The organism is Rhizobium sp. NLR22b, from assembly GCF_019685295.1.
Classification (GTDB): Bacteria; Pseudomonadota; Alphaproteobacteria; order Rhizobiales; family Rhizobiaceae; genus Rhizobium.
The window spans coordinates 1-18,219 of sequence record NZ_JABDWM010000043.1; the positions used below are offsets into that span (position 1 = coordinate 1).

General features: G+C 56.9%; 11 protein-coding genes and 4 pseudogenes. 13 read left to right on the plus strand and 2 right to left on the minus strand.

The window, feature by feature from the left end; translation table 11 throughout:
• The first annotated feature begins 445 nt into the window (after positions 1-445).
• From ectB to HJC00_RS31755, 4 genes are all read left to right on the plus strand, one after another.
• A complete protein-coding gene (gene ectB, locus HJC00_RS31740) occupies positions 446-1,720 on the plus strand; it encodes a diaminobutyrate--2-oxoglutarate transaminase (RefSeq protein WP_168302158.1) in 1,275 nt (424 codons plus the stop codon).
• A 556-nt stretch (positions 1,721-2,276) separates the two neighbouring features.
• Positions 2,277-2,978 (plus strand): hypothetical protein, encoded by a 702-nt coding sequence (locus HJC00_RS31745; RefSeq protein WP_168302157.1) that lies wholly within the window; start codon positions 2,277-2,279, stop codon positions 2,976-2,978.
• A gap of 561 nt (positions 2,979-3,539) precedes the next feature.
• The gene (locus HJC00_RS33250) at positions 3,540-3,659 is read left to right on the plus strand and encodes a LuxR C-terminal-related transcriptional regulator (protein WP_168333689.1); all 120 of its coding nucleotides are present in this window, start codon (positions 3,540-3,542) and stop codon (positions 3,657-3,659) included.
• Positions 3,660-3,763: 104 nt separating this feature from the next.
• Positions 3,764-4,999 (plus strand): acetyl-CoA carboxylase biotin carboxylase subunit family protein, encoded by a 1,236-nt coding sequence (locus tag HJC00_RS31755; RefSeq protein WP_168302156.1) that lies wholly within the window; start codon positions 3,764-3,766, stop codon positions 4,997-4,999.
• Positions 5,000-5,256: 257 nt separating this feature from the next.
• On the opposite strand, the gene HJC00_RS31760 is transcribed toward HJC00_RS31755, so the two are convergent.
• Positions 5,257-5,562 carry a hypothetical protein gene (locus HJC00_RS31760; protein WP_168302148.1) on the minus strand — a complete coding sequence of 102 codons (306 nt, stop codon included), beginning with the start codon at positions 5,560-5,562 and terminating at the stop codon, positions 5,257-5,259.
• Here HJC00_RS31760 and gltB point away from each other — a divergent pair.
• The 6 genes and pseudogenes from gltB (at position 5,516) to HJC00_RS31790 (ending at position 15,736) form a co-directional block, all read left to right on the plus strand.
• Complete coding sequence (gene gltB / locus HJC00_RS31765) at positions 5,516-10,174, plus strand: glutamate synthase large subunit (protein WP_246569469.1); 4,659 nt, start codon at positions 5,516-5,518, stop codon at positions 10,172-10,174. The genes HJC00_RS31760 and gltB overlap by 47 nt on opposite strands.
• A gap of 231 nt (positions 10,175-10,405) precedes the next feature.
• Positions 10,406-11,809 carry a type I glutamate--ammonia ligase gene (glnA, locus tag HJC00_RS31770; protein ID WP_168302155.1) on the plus strand — a complete coding sequence of 468 codons (1,404 nt, stop codon included), beginning with the start codon at positions 10,406-10,408 and terminating at the stop codon, positions 11,807-11,809.
• An 83-nt stretch (positions 11,810-11,892) separates the two neighbouring features.
• Positions 11,893-12,212: pseudogene (gene trxA / locus HJC00_RS31775) on the plus strand (thioredoxin).
• A 297-nt stretch (positions 12,213-12,509) separates the two neighbouring features.
• Positions 12,510-13,760, plus strand: a complete 1,251-nt coding sequence (locus HJC00_RS31780) for a D-amino acid dehydrogenase (RefSeq protein WP_168302160.1) — start codon at positions 12,510-12,512, stop codon at positions 13,758-13,760.
• 33 nt (positions 13,761-13,793) lie between these two features.
• Positions 13,794-14,174 carry a RidA family protein gene (locus HJC00_RS31785; protein ID WP_168302153.1) on the plus strand — a complete coding sequence of 127 codons (381 nt, stop codon included), beginning with the start codon at positions 13,794-13,796 and terminating at the stop codon, positions 14,172-14,174.
• A gap of 116 nt (positions 14,175-14,290) precedes the next feature.
• Positions 14,291-15,736 (plus strand): annotated as a pseudogene (locus HJC00_RS31790) (NAD-dependent succinate-semialdehyde dehydrogenase).
• A gap of 54 nt (positions 15,737-15,790) precedes the next feature.
• On the opposite strand, the pseudogene HJC00_RS31795 reads toward HJC00_RS31790, so the two are convergent.
• Positions 15,791-16,262, minus strand: a pseudogene (locus HJC00_RS31795) (transposase); the annotation flags it as partial.
• Positions 16,263-16,360: 98 nt separating this feature from the next.
• Here HJC00_RS31795 and tnpA point away from each other — a divergent pair.
• From tnpA to tnpC, 3 genes and pseudogenes are all read left to right on the plus strand, one after another.
• A complete protein-coding gene (tnpA, locus tag HJC00_RS31800; protein WP_138396816.1) occupies positions 16,361-16,729 on the plus strand; it encodes an IS66-like element accessory protein TnpA in 369 nt (122 codons plus the stop codon).
• A complete protein-coding gene (gene tnpB, locus HJC00_RS31805) occupies positions 16,726-17,073 on the plus strand; it encodes an IS66 family insertion sequence element accessory protein TnpB (protein ID WP_003554417.1) in 348 nt (115 codons plus the stop codon). Before tnpA ends, tnpB begins: the two co-directional genes overlap by 4 nt.
• Before the next feature lie 63 nt (positions 17,074-17,136).
• Positions 17,137-18,115, plus strand: a pseudogene (gene tnpC / locus HJC00_RS31810) (IS66 family transposase); the annotation flags it as partial.
• Positions 18,116-18,219 lie beyond the last annotated feature (104 nt).

The following is an 18,219-nucleotide window of genomic DNA, read 5'->3' on the forward strand; positions in this document are numbered from 1 at the left end:
GCTTCTGGAACCCATCGGAAACATGCCGCCAGCCGAAGCTGAAGAGCAATATTACGCCATGCTAGACGAACCAGCCATGGCCGCATAACTTAAACGCAATAGCCTCCGGCAAACCCGGCGCGGTTCATAAACGACTCGCACATGAGTTCCACGCGCCGCAATCGGTTAACCGTTTATAGGAGCCACGATGTACGACATTGTCACGACAATTTGCCGGTTCAGCGACATGCCTGCATTTCTCGGCCCATATTTGGGCGCCTAAATAGCTGGCATAGCAGTGAATAATATGGGTCGTCTATAAAGAAGCTGACTGGCACGAAACTTGAGAGAATTGGGCCGGACGACGAAGGTTGCAAGTCATCGCCGTTGAGCCGAGGCGGGATTCCGATCGGACCCTAGCTCGGACAGCAGACCGAAATTACAGCGTTTAAAAAGGAGTAAGATCGTGTTCGCTGACAACAACTCCAACTCGCTTTCTGTGTTCGAAAATCTCGAATCGAACGTGAGGTCGTATTCGCGATCCTTTCCTACCGTATTTAGGAGGGGCGTCGGAGCCATTATCGAGGACGAGAAGGGCTGCAAATACATCGACTTTCTCTCCGGCGCGGGTGCTCTCAACTACGGTCACAACGATCCCGAGTTGATAAATGCCATGGTAGAATACACGAAATCGAGTGCAATAATCCATGGATTGGACATGGCTACGTCAGCTAAACGACAGTTTATGGAGTTTTTCAATGCCACTATTTTACGCCCGCGTGGTTTGAAATATAAGTTTCAATTCCCCGGCCCGACCGGCGCTAATGCCGTGGAGGCGGCCTTGAAGCTCGCACGCAAAGTCACTGGACGGCATAACATAATTTCATTCACCAACGGCTTTCATGGAGTGAGCTTGGGCGCGCTTTCGGTGACGGGTAATCGTTACTACCGCGATGCGGCAGGCCTTCCTCCAGCCGGCGCCGTATTCATGCCCTATGACGGCTACTTCGGGCCTGAAACAGACACGTCGGAGTACCTGGACAAAGTGTTTTCGGATGCAAGCAGCGGCATAGATCTCCCAGCAGCCATCATTTTGGAAACCGTTCAAGGCGAGGGGGGCATAAACGTCGCGAGCGAGAAGTGGCTGCGGTCGGTCGAGCGAATTTGCAGAAAGAACGACATTCTCCTCATCGTTGACGACATTCAAGCAGGATGTGGGAGAACCGGCGGTTTCTTCAGCTTTGAGTTCGCCGGTATATCGCCCGACATAATCGTTCTCTCGAAGTCGCTGAGTGGCATTGGGCTGCCGCTGTCTCTTTTGCTGCTCAAGCCGGAGTTGGACGTATGGCAGCCGGCAGAACACATCGGAACGTTCCGGGGCAACAACCTTGCGCTCGTGACAGCGACGGGCGCCTTGAGAAAGTTCTGGGCAAATGAAAATCTATCTGACGATGTCATGGAAAAAGGAAGTATCATGAGGGAGCGCCTGTGGCAGATCGCGCAAAGCACCCAAAATCACAATCTATCCGTCCGCGGAAGAGGCCTGATGCTGGCGCTCGACTGTGCTGTAGGCAATGTGGCCGAAAGGATCGTTCGCAAAGCCTTTGATGAGGGGCTTGTGGTAGAGAGATGCGGTGCAGAGGACCAAGTTATCAAGTTTCTTCCACCTCTGACGATCGATGCGCAAACGCTTCAACGTGGTCTGGACATTCTGGACCTGTCTGTCCACGCGAGCGTCTGACTCTAACAGCCGAAAATCGGACAGGCTCAATGCATGGTCAGCGACATGACTTCCTTCGAAAGCGCGTAGGCCTACGGTTGCGGAACTAATGTTACTGAGGGGCCGGACTTGAAGCAGAAGATGCTCATCGCCGGCGGCGGCGCCTGGCAGTTGGCTCGCAGGCCCCATGTTTAACCTAGAGGCCCAGGAAGGTCCTGCATCTCGCGCAAGGTTCATGAAGAGCTCCGACCCGTGGCTTAGTCGAAGCCCCCTGGTACTTCACTCAAATTTAGGAGGTAACGATGAGCGACCCTGTTGGCATTTATATTGATCATCAGATGACCGTTGCCAATCCCCCAAGTAAAGAAGCTCGAATATATTCGCCGTTGGCTGCGAAGAAGGTAGACAGCGCAGCGGAGATTGGACTGCCGGTGAGTATAGGCCGTAGACGCCGGCGGCATGCGTGTCCGATTACGCCGCAACGCCGACGGGGTGACCAAACAGACGACTCATCTGTTGGGCGAAATGCCCCTCTAGCGATCTTCGCCGCAAACACTGGTGGAATAGGAGAAGTGACATGCACGGAAACGTGACGACGCTCGATGTATCAAAATATATCTGCGCGACAAACGAGTTGGCACGCCGATCCGGTCTCAGCATTACGATGGGCGAAGACTTTGAGGAATATGTGGGGATCACCAGCAAAATTCCCGGAAAGCGGCCCACGTATCCTAACTTCCGTCCAGATTGTTCCGATCTTTTCCCTGGAAAAGCTTTTTGGATTGTCGGGCGAGACAGGGAAGGAACCGTCGCACATGTCCAAGCAATGCGCGTCGACGATCTACGTGAAACGAACCTAGCAGAGCACCTCGAGTCGCTAAAATCCTGCTTCAAGGATCCTGACTTGAAAGCGGGACAATACTCCTCGTGTCGCTGCTACGCACCGAGTGCTCGAGGAATAACCGGCGTTGTAGCATATCGTGGCGATCTGTGGCTGCGGGAAGACTTTAGGGGCCGCGGCCTCATGAGTTATATTGGTCACATCGCATTCGGATTGGCATGGGCTAAATGGGCGCCCGATTTCATTTATTCGCTGGTTGCCGACTGGTATGTGGCAAAAGGGGTCCTTGGTCGTTCTGGTTACGTGAACCGAGAGCAGCATGGGTCGGTCCTGCGCCTCGATGCTGAGGGCATCGATGATGATGATTGGCTCCTTTGGATGACGCGAGACCAAGTGCTGCAAATGATTTCGTCAACCTTGGAGACTGACAACCGCTAATTTGTCTGTGGTGCGTGGCCGCGCTCGGCGCTCGGTTTGCCCCCAAAGCGACAGACAGCTTAGTGATGTGCGTTCCCGGTCGTAAGGCATCGATCAAGACCAAGGCAATTCTTAGAGGGTCGAGGTTATCAAGCATGACCTTATCCCATGGTTTATCAGTCGGTGAAGGCAATTGTTGCCTGTTTGCTTGTGGCCCAGAGGGATCAGGCTTTCCTCCCGCCGATAATTGACTCCGGGCCAAACCATGCCGCGAGGTAGGCCTCCTGTAGAGTTTGTCTACTTCAAAACACAACGCTGTTGGCCTGCCTCCATGCTTTTATGCCCTAAACAGTTGATAAATAAATGGCAATTTCGTCTGAGGCGCGTTCGACGCTGTTGGCACGATATTCGCAACGAAAGAAGCGGCGACGTCAACAGGCACTTCTGTGGCGTCCTTCAATCGGTGGAACGAATCGATATGGATAAGGGTGGCATAGAGTGTGTTCCTAGCCTCTCTGCACGCGAGAAAGAATCTCTCCTGTGGATAGCGCAGGGAAGACATCGTGGGAAACGGCGGTGATCATGGGGACTTCTGAAAATACGGTCGCTTTTCATGTGAAGAACTGCCTACGAAAACTGGATGTTCGAACTAGAACGGCCGCCGTCGCGACGGCAACGCGATTCGGACTCCTGGAGCTATAGCGAGCACTACTTTTGCATGGCCTGGCACGTTCCTACCTCGTAGGCTTCGATACTCGCCAGAGCCTGTACATAGGGTGCAATCGAAACCGTGGAGGTCAACGCCATTGGCCAAAAGAGCGCTTATTCTGGTTGAGGGCCATAGAACTATTGGCCATCTGTACGTGAAAGAAGCCCGGCGTTTGGGTCTTTACCCAATCACGCTTTCTGCTGACCCAACTCAGTATGCCTATCTCGAGGCGGAAGGCACTGAGGTCATCCCAGTCGCCACAGACAATGTCCAGGCTCTGCTTCATGAATGTTCACTACTGCGTTCAACCCATGAAATCGCTGGCATAACGGGCTTCTCGGGACTTGACGAGTCGATTTATGTGACAGTCAGCGAACTCTGCCGGCATTTCCGTCTGCCGGGGCCGGACCCTGCTTCGATCGATCGATGCAACGACAAATTCAATCAACGTCAGTTGCTCAAAAAGGCAGGCATTCCAATGCCCGCTTATCGCTTAGCAATGGATGCAAAGGAGGTAGAATACGCAGCCGCAGAGATCGGCCTACCTGTAGTTCTAAAGCCTGCTGAAGGAAGCGGCAGCAGTGGCGTTCGATTGTGCCGCGATGTCGCCGAATTGGCCGCTCATACGAGCTATCTGCTGGGCGGGGAACACACATGGCGGTCCACGCCGAGGATACTAGTCGAGGAATTCGCAAGGGGAACTTTTTTCAGTGCTAACTTAATGGGGAGCGAAGTCGTAGCAATCGGTGCTTCAGAATTCGGCCCTCCACCGAACTTCGTCTTCCATGAGACTGTCTTTCCGGCCCCTATGACTGATGAGGAATTTAATCGCGTGGTCGATCTGTCCCTGCGCTGTTTGGAAGGTCTCGGGCTTGGCTGGGGACCGACAAACGTTGAATTCCGATGGACAAAGCAGGGGCCCGTGGTGATTGAAGTCAATCCGCGTCTTGCCGGTGGCGCCAGTCCTCGGCTGGTTCAGCTCTCTTGCGGTACCGACCTCATACGCGAGCATATAAAGGTTGTTATCGGTCAGGAATGGGATTTGCGCAGCAGGCATTCGTGCACTGCAATTGTACGGCATCTAGTTCCCGTTAGCGATGGTACCTTAGATTGGATTAGGGGCGGCGCCCGGGCGGCTTCTATCCAGGGTGTAGCCGATGTGAAGTTCCATGTAAAACCTAACGCCCGGATCATCAGGAGAGGCGATTATACAGATACTCTTGGACATGTCATCGCCGCGTCACCCAACCTCGCTTTGACGCAGGAGATCCTCCAGCGGGCCGTTGACGAAGTCACTTGGTCAATCACACCATTTCGAACAGACGTCGAATAGGGGGGCTCCTCCCGCCAGCGGCTGATGCGGGAGGAACTTGTATTGATGTGACTCATAACAGAGGGACTCGTTGATGACGCTGTCGTTAATCACCATCACGGAAGCTAAAGCATACGAACGGTGCCGGTTCCCCCATTTCCCTACTCGGCCACCCTGGCTGCGCGGCACCTCAAACTCCGCCGCTTGTGCGAGGGAACGTTTAATGGGTGCGAGCCATCTCGACTGCATGTGGCAACGCTTGGCCGGCGGCAAGGCTCTTAGCCGTATTGGCACTTTTGTGGGCCACAAGCGGATGCGTCCCTACCCAATCCTGTAGGTTTCGGCCTGCACTCGAGATTGATATTGCTGAATTTAGGAAAGTAGATTTGCGTCGACAGCGCCAGCCGGCGCTGCACCGTCAAATCAATAATGTTGACCTTGCTGAAGCGTGTCGTCAGTCCGTCGACGGGAGATTGCCGCTGATATTCCTCGCCAACATCGCTGGTGGGGAAGAGGAGCAGAAGAGGGACCAAGTCAATGCCAACGTTGAGCTCAAGTCCGACAGCCAAGAAGATTGCTGCCAATGCGATCAAGCCTCGTGCCCAAGGCCTCTACGCTCTACGCAACGAGCGTGATGCCTGCGGCTTCGGCTTCGTCGCGAATATAAAGGGCGAGAGGTCGCACCAGAACGTCATGGATGGTCTGGGTATGCTCAAGAGACTGATGCATCGGGGGGCTGTCGGTGCCGATCCGCTGGTGGGTGACGGTGCCGGGATCCTGGTGCAGATTCCCGACCGATTCTTCCGCGAAGAGATGGCCGAGAAGGGCATCACTCTGCCGCCGGTCGGCGAATATGGCGTCGGCCATATCTTCATGCCGCGCGATGAAAAGCAGATCGAGCACCTCAAGAAGGTGATCAAGGACGTGATCACCAAGGAAGGTCAGGTGTTCATCGGCTTTCGTGACGTTCCGGTCGATAATTCCTCGCTCTCCAAGGCGCCGGCCATTGCCGCGACCGAGCCGCATCATGTGCAGGTCTTCATCGGGGCCGGTGAGGATGCCGAAAACAACGACGAGTTCGAGCGCCGGCTGTTCAAGCTGAGCAAGGTAATCTCCCACGGCATCAATGACGAGTGCGACGGCAAGGAGAGCAATTTCTATCTGGTATCGTTGTCGTCGGCGACGGTGGTCTACAAGGGCATGTTCCTGGCCGATCAAGTCGATGCCTATTACAAGGACCTGTCTGATCCGCGCTTCGAAAGCGCGGTCGCCCTGGTGCACCAGCGCTTCTCGACCAACAGCTTACCGTCGTGGAAGCTTGCGCATCCCTACAGCATGGTCGCCCATAACGGCGAGATCAACACGCTGAGCGGCAACGTCAACTGGATGGCGGCGCGCCGCCAGGCCTCGGTCTCCTCGCCGCTGTTCGGCGAGGATATCTCCAAGCTCTGGCCGATCTTCGAAGAGGGGCAGTCCGACACCGCCTCTCTCAACGACACACTCGAATTCCTGGTGCGCGGCGGCTATCCGCTAGCGCATGCGATGATGATGCTTATCCCGGAACCCTGGGCCGGCAACCAGTCGATGGCCGCCGAACGCAAGGCCTTCTACGAATATCATGCGGCGCTGATGGAACCATGGGACGGACCGACTGCCATCGCCTTCACCGACGGCAAGCAGATCGGCGCCATGCTCGACCGCAACGGCCTGCGGCCGGCGCGCTACCTCGTCACCGATGACGACCGCGTCATCTTGGCGTCCGAAGCCGGCGTGCTGCCGGTTCCGGAGGAGAAGATCATCCAGAAGGGGCGCCTGCAGCCGGGCAAGATGCTGCTGATCGACATGGTAGAACGCCGCATCATCTCCGACGACGAGGTGAAGTCGCAGCTCGCGACGGCGCATCCTTATCGCAGCTGGCTCGGCCGCACCCAGCTGATCCTCGAAGACCTGAAGCCGGTGGAGCCGCGGACGCTGCGCCGCGACGTGTCGCTGCTCGACCGCCAGCGGGCCTTTGGCTACACGCTCGAGGACCTGGCGATGGTCTTGAAGCCAATGGTCATTGACGGCGAAGAGGCTCTCGGTTCGATGGGCATGGATACGCCAATCTCGGCGATGTCGGAAAAGCCGAAGCTGCTCTACACCTATTTCAAGCAGAGATTCGCGCAAGTGACCAACCCGCCGATCGACCCGATCCGCGAGGAACTGGTGATGAGCCTAGATTCCTTCGTCGGGCCGCGGCCGAACATTCTCGACCATGAGAGGGCGGCGAACGCCAAGTGGCTCAAGGTTCGCCAACCGATCCTGACCAATGGCGATCTCGAAAAAATCCGTTCGACCGACCGTTTCGACACCAAGACGGTCGATTTCACCTATGATATCGAGTGTGGTGCCGAAGGTATGCCCGAAATGCTCGACCGGCTCTGCGAGTGCGCGGAAGCCGCCGTCAAGGGGGGCTGCAACATCATCGTGCTCTCCGACCGCCAGATTGGCCCGGACCGGATCGCCATTCCCGCATTGCTCGCCACAGCTGCCGTGCATCACCATCTGATCCGCAAGGGGCTGCGCACCTCGGTCGGTCTCATCGTCGAGACCGGAGACTCGCGCGAGATCCATTATTTCTGCCTGCTCGCCGGCTACGGCGCCGAGGCGATCAACCCCTATCTTGCCTTCGACACGCTGCTCGACATGCATGCCAAGGGTGAGTTCCCGAAGGAAGTGGATGCCTCCAAGGTCGTCTACCGCTACATCAAGGCGGTCGGCAAAGGCATCCTCAAGGTCATGTCGAAGATGGGTATTTCGACCTACCAGTCCTATTGCGGCGCGCAGATCTTCGATGCGGTCGGCCTGTCGTCGGAACTGATCGACGAGTATTTCTTCGGCACCGTGACGAGGATCGAAGGCGTCGGCCTCGAAGCGATCGCCGCAGAAACCGTCGCCCGCCATAATGCGGCCTTCGGCACTAATCCGCTGCTGGCGACGACGCTCGATATCGGCGGCGAATATGCCCAAAAAATAGGCGGGGAAAGCCATGCCTGGACGCAGGATGCGGCCGTCGTCCTCAAGAATGCCGCGCGCGGCAATGACGAGGACCTTTACCAGGAATTCGCCGAGATGGTGAACAACTCGGCGCTGCGCATGAACACGATCCGCGGTCTCTTCAAGATGAAGAGCGCCGAGGCGATCGGCCGCAAACCGGTGTCGATCGACGAGGTCGAGCCGGCGTCGAATATCGTCAAGCGTTTCTCGACGGGGGCGATGTCCTTCGGCTCGATTTCCAGGGAGGCGCATACGACGCTGGCGATCGCCATGAACCGGATCGGCGGCAAGTCCAACACCGGCGAGGGCGGCGAGGAATCCGACCGCTATATGCCGCTCTCCGACGGTTCGATGAACCCGGAACGATCGGCGATCAAGCAGATCGCCTCGGGCCGCTTCGGCGTCACCACCGAATATCTCGTTAATGCCGATGTGCTGCAGATCAAGGTGGCGCAAGGCGCCAAGCCGGGCGAAGGCGGCCAGTTGCCCGGAGACAAGGTGGATGCGACCATTGCCAAGACCCGCCATTCGAAGCAGGGTGTCGGCTTGATCTCGCCGCCGCCGCACCACGACATCTATTCGATCGAAGATCTAGCCCAGCTGATCTACGATCTGAAGAACGTCAACCCGACTGCCGATGTTTCGGTCAAGCTGGTCTCGGAAGTCGGCGTCGGCACGGTTGCTGCTGGCGTCGCCAAGGCGCGCGCCGACCACATTACTCTTTCGGGCTCCGACGGCGGTACGGGTGCTTCGTCGCTGACTTCGCTCAAACATGCCGGCAGCCCCTGGGAAATCGGCCTTGCCGAGACCCAGCAGAAGCTGGTGCTGAACGGATTGCGTTCGCGCGTCGCCCTGCAGGTGGACGGCGGCCTGAAGACCGGCCGCGACGTCATCATCGGGGCGCTGCTTGGAGCCGACGAGTTCGGCTTTGCCACCGCACCGCTGATTGCCGCTGGCTGCACCATGTGTCGCAAGTGCCATCTCAACACCTGTCCGGTGGGCCTGGCGACCCAGGACCCGGTGCGGCGCAAGCGCTTCAAGGGTACGCCGGAACACGTCATCAACTACTTCTTCTTCGTTGCCAATGAAGTGCGCGAAATCCTCGCCTCGCTGGGGTTCACTCGGCTTGACCAGATCATCGGCGCCTCGGAGCTGCTGGAGAAGGACGAGATGCTGGCGCACTGGAAGGCAAAGGGTCTCGACTTCAGCCGTATCTTCCACAAGGTCGACGCTCCCAAGGAAGAGACCTTGTGGACGAGCCGGCAGCAACACCCGATCGACGATATTCTCGACCGCGTGCTGATCGAGCAGGCTCAGCCGGCACTGACGGCCAAGACGCCCGTCGCGTTCGAAGTCGACATCAAGAACGTCAACCGGTCTGTGGGCGCGATGCTTTCCGGCGAGGTCGCCAAGCGTTATCGCCATTGCGGATTGAAGGAAGACACGATCAACGTGACACTTCGCGGCACGGCGGGCCAGAGCTTTGGCGCCTTCCTGGCGCACGGTGTCACCTTCAACCTGATCGGCGATGGCAACGACTATGTCGGCAAGGGGCTTTCGGGCGGCAAGATCATCATCCGGCCGCCAGAGAATTCGCGGATCGTCGCCGAAAACTCGATCATTGTAGGCAACACCGTGCTTTACGGCGCGACCGAGGGCGAGTGCTATTTCCGCGGCGTGGCGGGCGAACGGTTCGCCGTGCGCAATTCCGGTGCGATCGCCATCGTCGAAGGTGTCGGCGACCATGGCTGCGAATACATGACCGGCGGCGTCGTCGTCGTGCTCGGCGCCACGGGCCGCAATTTCGCGGCCGGCATGTCCGGCGGTGTCGCCTACGTGCTCGATGAGACCGGCGATTTCGCCAGCCGCTGCAACATGGCGATGGTCGAACTCGAGCCGGTGCCCGAGGAGGATGACATGCTGGAGAAGCTGCATCATCACGGCGGCGATCTCATGCACAAGCGACGCGTCGACGTCTCAGGCGACATGACCCGCTACGACGAGGAGCGCCTCTACCAGCTGATTTCCAACCATCTGCACTATACCGGCTCGGCCCGCGCCACTGAGATACTCGACAACTGGGCCGACTACCGTCCGAAGTTCCGAAAGTGCATTCCGCGAGGCCAAGGTCGCTTGCTGGTGAAGAGGAAAAACGAGTGAATGGAACTGGCAGCGACAAAATCGTTTGGTTTTGTCCGACAATGTCGGCCAAAAATATTGCCACAGAAATGTTATCTGCCTGTTTTATAACAGTTTTCGGTTTGGCATCGAACTTGCGAAATTGATTGGCACACGGCAACAGGAGAAATCGCCCTGACATTGAGCCTATTGAAAATGCTCCCGCTCCAACGGGTTGAGCTGACTTCTGATCAACGCGGCGAAGGACCAAACATGGATCCCCTAAAAAGACTACTCAAGCTTATCAAAGACAACGACGTCCAAGAAATCTACTTCCGCGTCACCGACATGGACGGCAACGTGAAACACATGACACACGACGTCAAAGTAATTGACTCGGACGCAATGACTGAAGGTTTCGACGGTTCGTCCTTTCCCGGCTGGAAAGAGATCAACGAGTCCGACATGGTCCTCATTCCAGATCTCACGACCGCCCAGATGGACCCGTTCCTTTCGGTGCCCACGCTGACGATCATCTGCAACGTTTTCGAACCTGTCACGGGTGAGCGCTACAACCGCGACCCACGCGGTATAGCCGAAAGGGCTGAGACTTACTCGCGGTCGACTGGAATTGCCGACACGGTGTATGTGGGTGCCGAGCCGGAATTCTTCGTCTTCGACGACGTCAAGTACCAGACCGACCCCTACAACACCGGCTTCAAGCTCGATTCCGTAGAGCTGCCGATCAACGGTGATAAGTCTTACGAAGAAGGTAATCTCGGCCACCGCATCCAAACCAAGGCCGGCTATATGTCAACGCCGCCCCAGGATTCTGGTCAAGAAATGCGCAGCGACATGTCAGCACACATAAGAGCGATGGGCGTGACAGTGGAAAAGCACCATCACGAAGTGGCTCCTGCCCAGCACGAGATCAGCACGAAGTTCAACACCCTCGTTCGCAGCGCCGACGAGGTGCAGATCTTCAAATACTGCGTCCGCAATGTCGCTGATCGTTACGGCAAGACGGCGACATTCATGCCGAAGCCGGTCATTGGCGTGAATGGCTCGGGCATGCACGTGCACATGTCGTTGTGGAATGGTGACAAGCCGACCTTTGCCGGCGACGAATATGCCGGTCTCTCCGAGAGCTGCCTCTACTACATCGGCGGCATCATCAAACATGCCAAGGCAATCAATGCCTTCACCAACCCGTCGACAAATTCCTACAAGCGTCTTGTCCCGGGTTACGAAGCACCTGTGTTGCTTGCCTATTCGGCCCGCAATCGCTCGGCCGCGTGCCGCATTCCGTTCGGCTCCAACCCGAAGGCAAAGCGTGTGGAAGTCCGCTTCCCGGATCCTGCCGCCAACCCCTATCTCGCCTTCGCGGCCATCCAGATGGCCGGCCTCGATGGTATCCTGAACAAGATCGATCCCGGCCCAGCGATCGACAAAGACCTCTACGAACTGCCGCAGTGCGAAAAGGCAAAAATTCCAACCGTCTGCGGATCGCTGTCCGAGGCTCTTGAGAGTCTCAGCAACGACCGCGCCTTCCTCACGGCCGGTGGTGTCTTCGACGACGATTTCATCGACAACTATATCAAGATGAAAATGGACGAGGTCACTCTCTTAGAGACAACCCCGAACCCGGTTGAGTTCCAGATGTACTACTCCGTCTAACGTCAGAAAGGAGCGTAACATTCGGCGACTCATCAGATTGAGATTACACAATCACATGACAACCTAATTTAATGGAGCTGCCCATGTTCGTCTCAAAAGTTGATAAAAAGAACTTTCAGTCAGAAGTTCTGGAATCCGAAAAACCTGTTCTGGTCGATTTCTGGGGCGATAGGTGCCCCCCTGCAAGATAATCGCTCGCGTTCTCGAAGAACTCGCCGTCGAGCTCGAAGGAAAGGTCAAATTCGCCAAGCTGAATGTCATTCAGAACCAAGAACTCGCCGCTCAGTTGGGTGTGAGGGTTATTCCGACCCTTTGGATCTTCAAGCACGGCGAGGTTGCCGATAAGCTGGTCGGTGCAAGACAGAAGTCCGATATTTCTAACTGGATTCTGAACGCCGTCTGAGGTGAGTGATATCGACCAACTGCTATGAGAAAAGGGGCGGGGCGACCGGTCGTTTTTTATTGCGATCGCCATTTCGAAGGTGCCATTGTCGGCTAGCTGTAGGCTTTGAGGTTGTCCATCCTGAGTGAATATTAGGAGACTGGAGTTGCTACACCTCGATTTTCCAGGATCACTCCGAATGAACATCTGGACAATGACAGACAGACACGGCTGCATCGAGAGGAAATGGCTCTGGCCGTTGCCTCGGCGACCGCTACCATAGACGGCATCGTTAGGGGTTCATCCATTGAGGACATTATGAGGGTCATCGTTCTAGGCGCCGGTATTGTTGGCGTCACCTCCGCATATCAGCTCGCAAAAGACGGTCACACAGTCACCGTTGTCGACCGGCAGAAAGGTCCGGGACTTGAGACAAGCTTTGCTAATGCAGGCGAAGTCTCGTTCGGATATTGCTCACCTTGGGCAGCGCCAGGAATTCCGATGAAGGCTTTGAAATGGCTGTTCATGGAACATGCGCTGCTGATCCTGCGGCCAAAGATCGATGGCGCCATGCTGTCATGGCTCGTAAAGATGCTCGCAAACTGCACTACCGAGCGCTATGCTATCAACAAGAGCCGCATGCTGCGTCTGGCTGACTACAGTCGTATCTCCCTTGCTGCCCTGCGCAACGAGACTGCCATCGAATACGACCAACGTATGCAGGGCACGCTACAGCTCTTCCGCACGCAGGCACAGCTCGATGCCTCCGCCAAGGACGTCAAGGCGCTTGCAGCCGACGGCATTCCCTACGAGGTACTCGATCGTGACGGGTGCGTTCGCACTGAGCCGGCGCTCGCGCATGTCCGCGATAAGATCACCGGCGGTCTGCTGACGCCAAAGGACGAAACTGGCGACTGCTTCAAGTTCACCGATGCGCTTGCTAACGAGGCCGAGCAGCTCGGCGTCCGGTTTTCCTGGAGTACGGAGATTAACGGCTTGGATGTCGAGGCCGGTCGTGTGCGTGGCGTTGTGACGAAATCGGGATCCCTGCCGGCAGATGCGGTTGTTGTGGCACTTGGCAGCTACTCTCCGTTGCTACTCAAGCGCCACGGAATCAAGCTCCCAGTTCAACCGGTCAAGGGCTACTCACTGACTATCCCTATCACTGACTCCTCGCGGGCGCCGGAATCGACGATCATGGACGAAACTTATAAGATCGCGATCACGCGTCTTGGCGACCGTATCCGCGTGGGGGGCATGGCAGAAATCTCCGGCTATTCGAACGACCTCGGCCTAGCCCGCCGGAGCACCCTCGAGCATTCCGTCATGGATCTTTTTCCCGGTGGTGATGCAAAAGAGGCTACATTCTGGTCGGGTCTTCGCCCGATGACGCCGGATGGAACGCCGGTGATTGGTCCCACCAAGATCGCGGGCCTCTTCCTCAACACCGGACACGGCACACTCGGCTGGACGATGAGTTCTGGCTCGGCCCGCGTCATCGCTGATCTCGTGTCCGGACGGAAGCCCGAAATCGATGCAACTGACCTGGCGATTTGCCGGTACGCCTAAACCACAGTCACAAACCTCATGGAGGATGAAACTTTGATCGAACAAATTTCCACGACCAACGCTCCTGGAGCAGTTGGCCCATATTCACAAGCAATCAAGGTAGGCGATCTGCTCTTCGTTTCGGGCCAACTGCCAATTGATCCGGCCACAGGCGAATTCAATTCCGCAAACGCCGTAGAGCAGGCCGAGCAGTGCCTGAGAAACCTTCAGGCAATCGGGAGGGCCGCCGGTACTGAACTGTCGAAGACAGTGAAGACGACTGTGTTGCTCACCGACCTTGGTGACTTCGCTGACGTCAATCGCATTTACGCGAGCTTCTTCTCACCCCCCTTTCCCGCTCGCGCATGCTACGAGGTAAAGGCCCTTCCGAAAGGCGCGAAGGTCGAGATCGAAGCTGTCATTTCCCTCATTTGATCGAATGCGACAGCCAAGGCACGAACCGGAGCCATGATCGTCATCGCTCCGGTTTTGCTGTTCCGCACGAACGGACATACACAAGATCGGGTGCATACCCGGGAGGAGGAAGAGCAATGACCCTAACGACGGCATTGACGCGCTACCTGAAACGACCGGAGCTATTCCGTGATCTTGCCAATGACCTTGGTTCCTCGTCCGCCGATCTACGCAAGAGATTCCCGGTGCTCAACCCTTCCACCGGAGAATTGCTGGCCGAAGTACCGGACATGAGTGCCGATGATGCTCGGCTCGCCATTGAAAGAGCTCATGCCGCGCAAGAAGCGTGGGCCGAGCTGACTGCTCGGGCACGATCGGATGTGTTGTGGAACTGGCACCAATTAATGATTGAGCATAGCGACGATCTCGGAGCTATCCTGACCGCGGAGATGGGAAAACCGCTGGCAGAGGCCAAATCGGAGATCTCGCATGCGGCGGCCTATGTGCAATGGTATGCCGAGGAAGCTAGTCGCATTTACGGCGAAACCATCCCGGGTCCGTCGATCGATCGCCGGATGCTGGTCATCAAGCAGCCGATCGGGGTGGTCGGCGCGATCACTCCCTGGAGCTTCCCAGCTTCGATGGTGACGCGCAAGATTTCGCCGGCGCTTGCAGCCGGTTGTACCGTCGTCCTCAAACCCGCTGAGCAGACGCCATTGATTGCTGCGGCTATGTTCAACTTGGCAAAGCTGGCTGGCATCCCCGACGGCGTGTTGAACCTGGTCTATGCGTCAGAAGGTGATGCGATTGGTCGCGAACTATGCGTCAACCCTAAGGTGCGTAAAATTAGTTTTACCGGTTCGACAGAGGTCGGCCGGTTGCTCATGCGCCAGTGCTCTGACCTAATTAAGCGAATCAGCTTCGAACTCGGCGGCAATGCCCCTTTTATTGTCTTCGATGACGCCGAGATCGATGCTGCGGTTGAGGGAGCGATCCAGTTGAGGGAGCGATCCAAGCGAAGTTTCGCAATGCTGGACAGACTTGCGTATCCGCCAATCGGATTTACGTTCAGTCGCGGGTCTATGCTGAATTTGTCGAGAAGTTCACTGAGCGCGTGCGGTTGCTTAAGGTCGGACGGATTTGATCCTGATGTGACGATTGGTCCATTGATCAACGGGAACGCGCTCGAAAAGATCGAATTACACATCGCCGATGTGGTGCAGAAAGGGGGCAAGGGTTCGCTGCGGCGGACGTCGGCTTGGAACTTCAGGAACATTCTTCGAACCGACTGTGGTTACGGACGTTGCGAAATCGACGCTTGGGGCGCACGACGAGACGTTTGGTCCGCTTGCACCTCTTTTCCGCTTCGAGGACTCCGACGACGTGATCCGCGAAGCCAACGACATCATTACGGCCTGGCGGCCTACTTCTACGCTTCCAACCTCAAGCGGGTCTGGCGCGTCGCTGAAGCGTTGGAATATGGCATGGTTGGCATCAACACGGGTCGTATGTCCTCGAAGGCTGCGCCATTTGGCGGTATCAAGCAATCCGGGATAGGACGCGAGGGGGTCGTGTCCATGTAGGTGGTGTAGCTGGCGGCTGAGTGCCGTGCTTTCCGCCCCAGGTCGGAGCGATTGTCAGCGGGCCACAGCGGGCAAGCTGATTTGGGGATCATCGCTCATTTGTGCTATGGTCTCAAGGGTCAGGTATCTGCCTCGCTGGACGGTCCACTCATCGTTCGCCTCCATGAGCAATGCGCCAACGAGACGGACGATGGCTTCATCGTTGGGAAAGATGCCGACAACCTCGGCGGCGTTTGATTTCGCCGTTGAGACGCTCAATTGGATTCGTCGAGTGTAACTTCGCCCGATGCTCTTTCGGGAAGGTCATATAGGCGAGCACATCGTCTTCAGCTTCATCCATGATGGTGGCAAGCTTCGGGACTTTCGGTCTGATCTGATCGGCAACACTGCGCCATTGAGCGCTGGCCGCCGCCGGCGTCTCCTGGGCAAAGGCCGTTGCGATGAAGGCGGATACGACCCGCCTCCCGCTCTTGCCGGCATGCGCCAGCACATTCCTCATGAAGTGAACGCGGCACCGCTGCCATGGTAACCGCCCGATTGGAACCGCCTGCCGCCTAGCGCCCTGATGGCCTAAGACACGTGTTTAACGACGTCGTTAGCGACGTGTCTTAGGCGAGGATTGCGATGCGCGTTGAAATTCTTGGGCAGGAACGTCGACGGCGGTGGCGCGAAGAAGACAAGCTTGCAATTGTCATGTCGGTTGGGGTTTCTGGAGCCACGATCACAGAGATTGCTCATCGTCATGATGTAACGCGGCAGCAGATATACGCCTGGCGTAGCGAGCTCAAGAAGAAGGGGCTGCTCCCGGTGTCTTCGAATGCATTGTTCATTCCCGTCGATCTGAATGCCGTGCAGAACGATGCCCCTGAATTGAGGGAGAGCTGCTCCGGGATGATTGAGCTACGATTGATCTGCGGCCGCACGCTTCGTTTCGAGAGTTCTATGGCTCCCGATGTCCTGACGCAGATTATCCGGGCAGTGGAAGCAGCATGATTGGGCCTGGGACCGGCGTTCGGGTGTATCTTGCGTGCGGGATCACGGATATGCGCAAGGGAGTAGAAGGCCTTGCCGCGCTTGCGCAGGATGTTTTGCGTCAGAAGCCGACTGGCGGCGCGGTCTTCGCCTTTCGCGGCAAGCGTGGCGATCGTTTGAAGCTGCTGTATTTTGATGGCCAGGGCTTCTGCCTGTATTACAAGATCTTGCAGAAGGGGCGGTTTCCTTGGCCTTCGGCATCCGACGGGACTGCCCGGCTGACGTCGGCCCAACTGGCGATGTTGTGGGAAGGGATCGATTGGCGTCGTCCTGATTGGGGTGCGCCACCGGCCCGTGTCGGGTGATTTTATCCCACTGAAACCACTGGTTTTTATGAAAATTTATCCTGGCTCGTGGTAGTCAGGATCATGTCTAGCGCGACGACAAATCTTCCGGACGATCCAGCCTTTCTCAAGGCAATGATTGCCGCTTTGCAGGCGGAAAACGCGAAGATGTCGGCCACATTGCAGGCGCATGATCAGTTAATCCAAACGCTGCGGCTGCGCATTGCCAAGCTGAAGAAACAGGTCTTCGGCAAGTCGTCTGAAAAGATTGAGCGTGAAAGAGCAGTTGGAACTGGCGCTTGAGGATCTGTTGATCGCCGCCGCTGAAGGCAGTACGGCGCCAATCGATGAACCTGATGAGGCGGCGTCTGCTGTTCCCTTGGCGGATACGGCTGAAAAGATCATGCGCCGGCGCCCACGCGTCTCGGACAAGGCGGTTCGCGAGCGCCGAGAGCTCGATCCTGGCTCCTGCTGCCCGGAATGCGGAGGTGAATTGCGTCTTGTCGGTGAGGACGTCAGCGAAATCCTCGACATGATCGCCGCGCAGATGAAAGTCATCGAAGTTTCTCGACTGAAGAAGTCCTGCCGCTGCTGCGAGAAAATGGTGCAGGTGGCAGCACCCAGCCGCCCGATACCGGGCAGCATGGCCGGCGCTGGCCTCTTGGCGTACATTCTGGTCTCGAAGTTCGACGACCATTTGCCACTGTACCGTCTGAACGAGATCTTCGCCCGCATGGGCGCCGACATTCCCGACAGCACGATGGTTGATTGGTGTGGTCGCGCCATGCAGGTGCTTCAGCCTCTCATCGAGCGGATCGAAACGGCGGTCATGGCAAGTGACCTGCTTCATGCGGACGACACCCCGATCAGGGTGCTGGATCGCTCGCTGCGAGACAAGGGGTTGGGCAAGGGTGTGAAGAAGGGCAGGATCTGGACGTATGTCCGCGATCAGCGTCCATGGGCAGGCAGTTCCCCGCCCGGTGCAGTCTACTATTTTGCTCCTGACTGGAAAGAAGAGCACGTCCACCGCCACCTCAAGCGTAAGCGCGAATTTCTATGCGCCTTTTGAAGCGGAGTGCTCTGATGCATGAAGTGTCCACCAAAAACAGGTGGACACCAAATCATGGACGATGCTCCTAAACTGCAGGTGCGGCTTGTTGGCCGCGA

What these genes read in the sequence shown, in the direction of transcription:
- HJC00_RS31745 (WP_168302157.1), top strand. Translation starts at nt 2,277, where the DNA reads ATGCACGGAAACGTGACGACGCTCGATGTATCAAAATATATCTGCGCG.
- HJC00_RS33250 (WP_168333689.1), top strand. Translation starts at nt 3,540, where the DNA reads ATGGGGACTTCTGAAAATACGGTCGCTTTTCATGTGAAGAACTGCCTA.
- gltB (WP_246569469.1), top strand. Translation starts at nt 5,516, where the DNA reads ATGCCAACGTTGAGCTCAAGTCCGACAGCCAAGAAGATTGCTGCCAAT.
- glnA (WP_168302155.1), top strand. Translation starts at nt 10,406, where the DNA reads ATGGATCCCCTAAAAAGACTACTCAAGCTTATCAAAGACAACGACGTC.
- HJC00_RS31780 (WP_168302160.1), top strand. Translation starts at nt 12,510, where the DNA reads ATGAGGGTCATCGTTCTAGGCGCCGGTATTGTTGGCGTCACCTCCGCA.
- tnpA (WP_138396816.1), top strand. Translation starts at nt 16,361, where the DNA reads ATGCGCGTTGAAATTCTTGGGCAGGAACGTCGACGGCGGTGGCGCGAA.
- tnpB (WP_003554417.1), top strand. Translation starts at nt 16,726, where the DNA reads ATGATTGGGCCTGGGACCGGCGTTCGGGTGTATCTTGCGTGCGGGATC.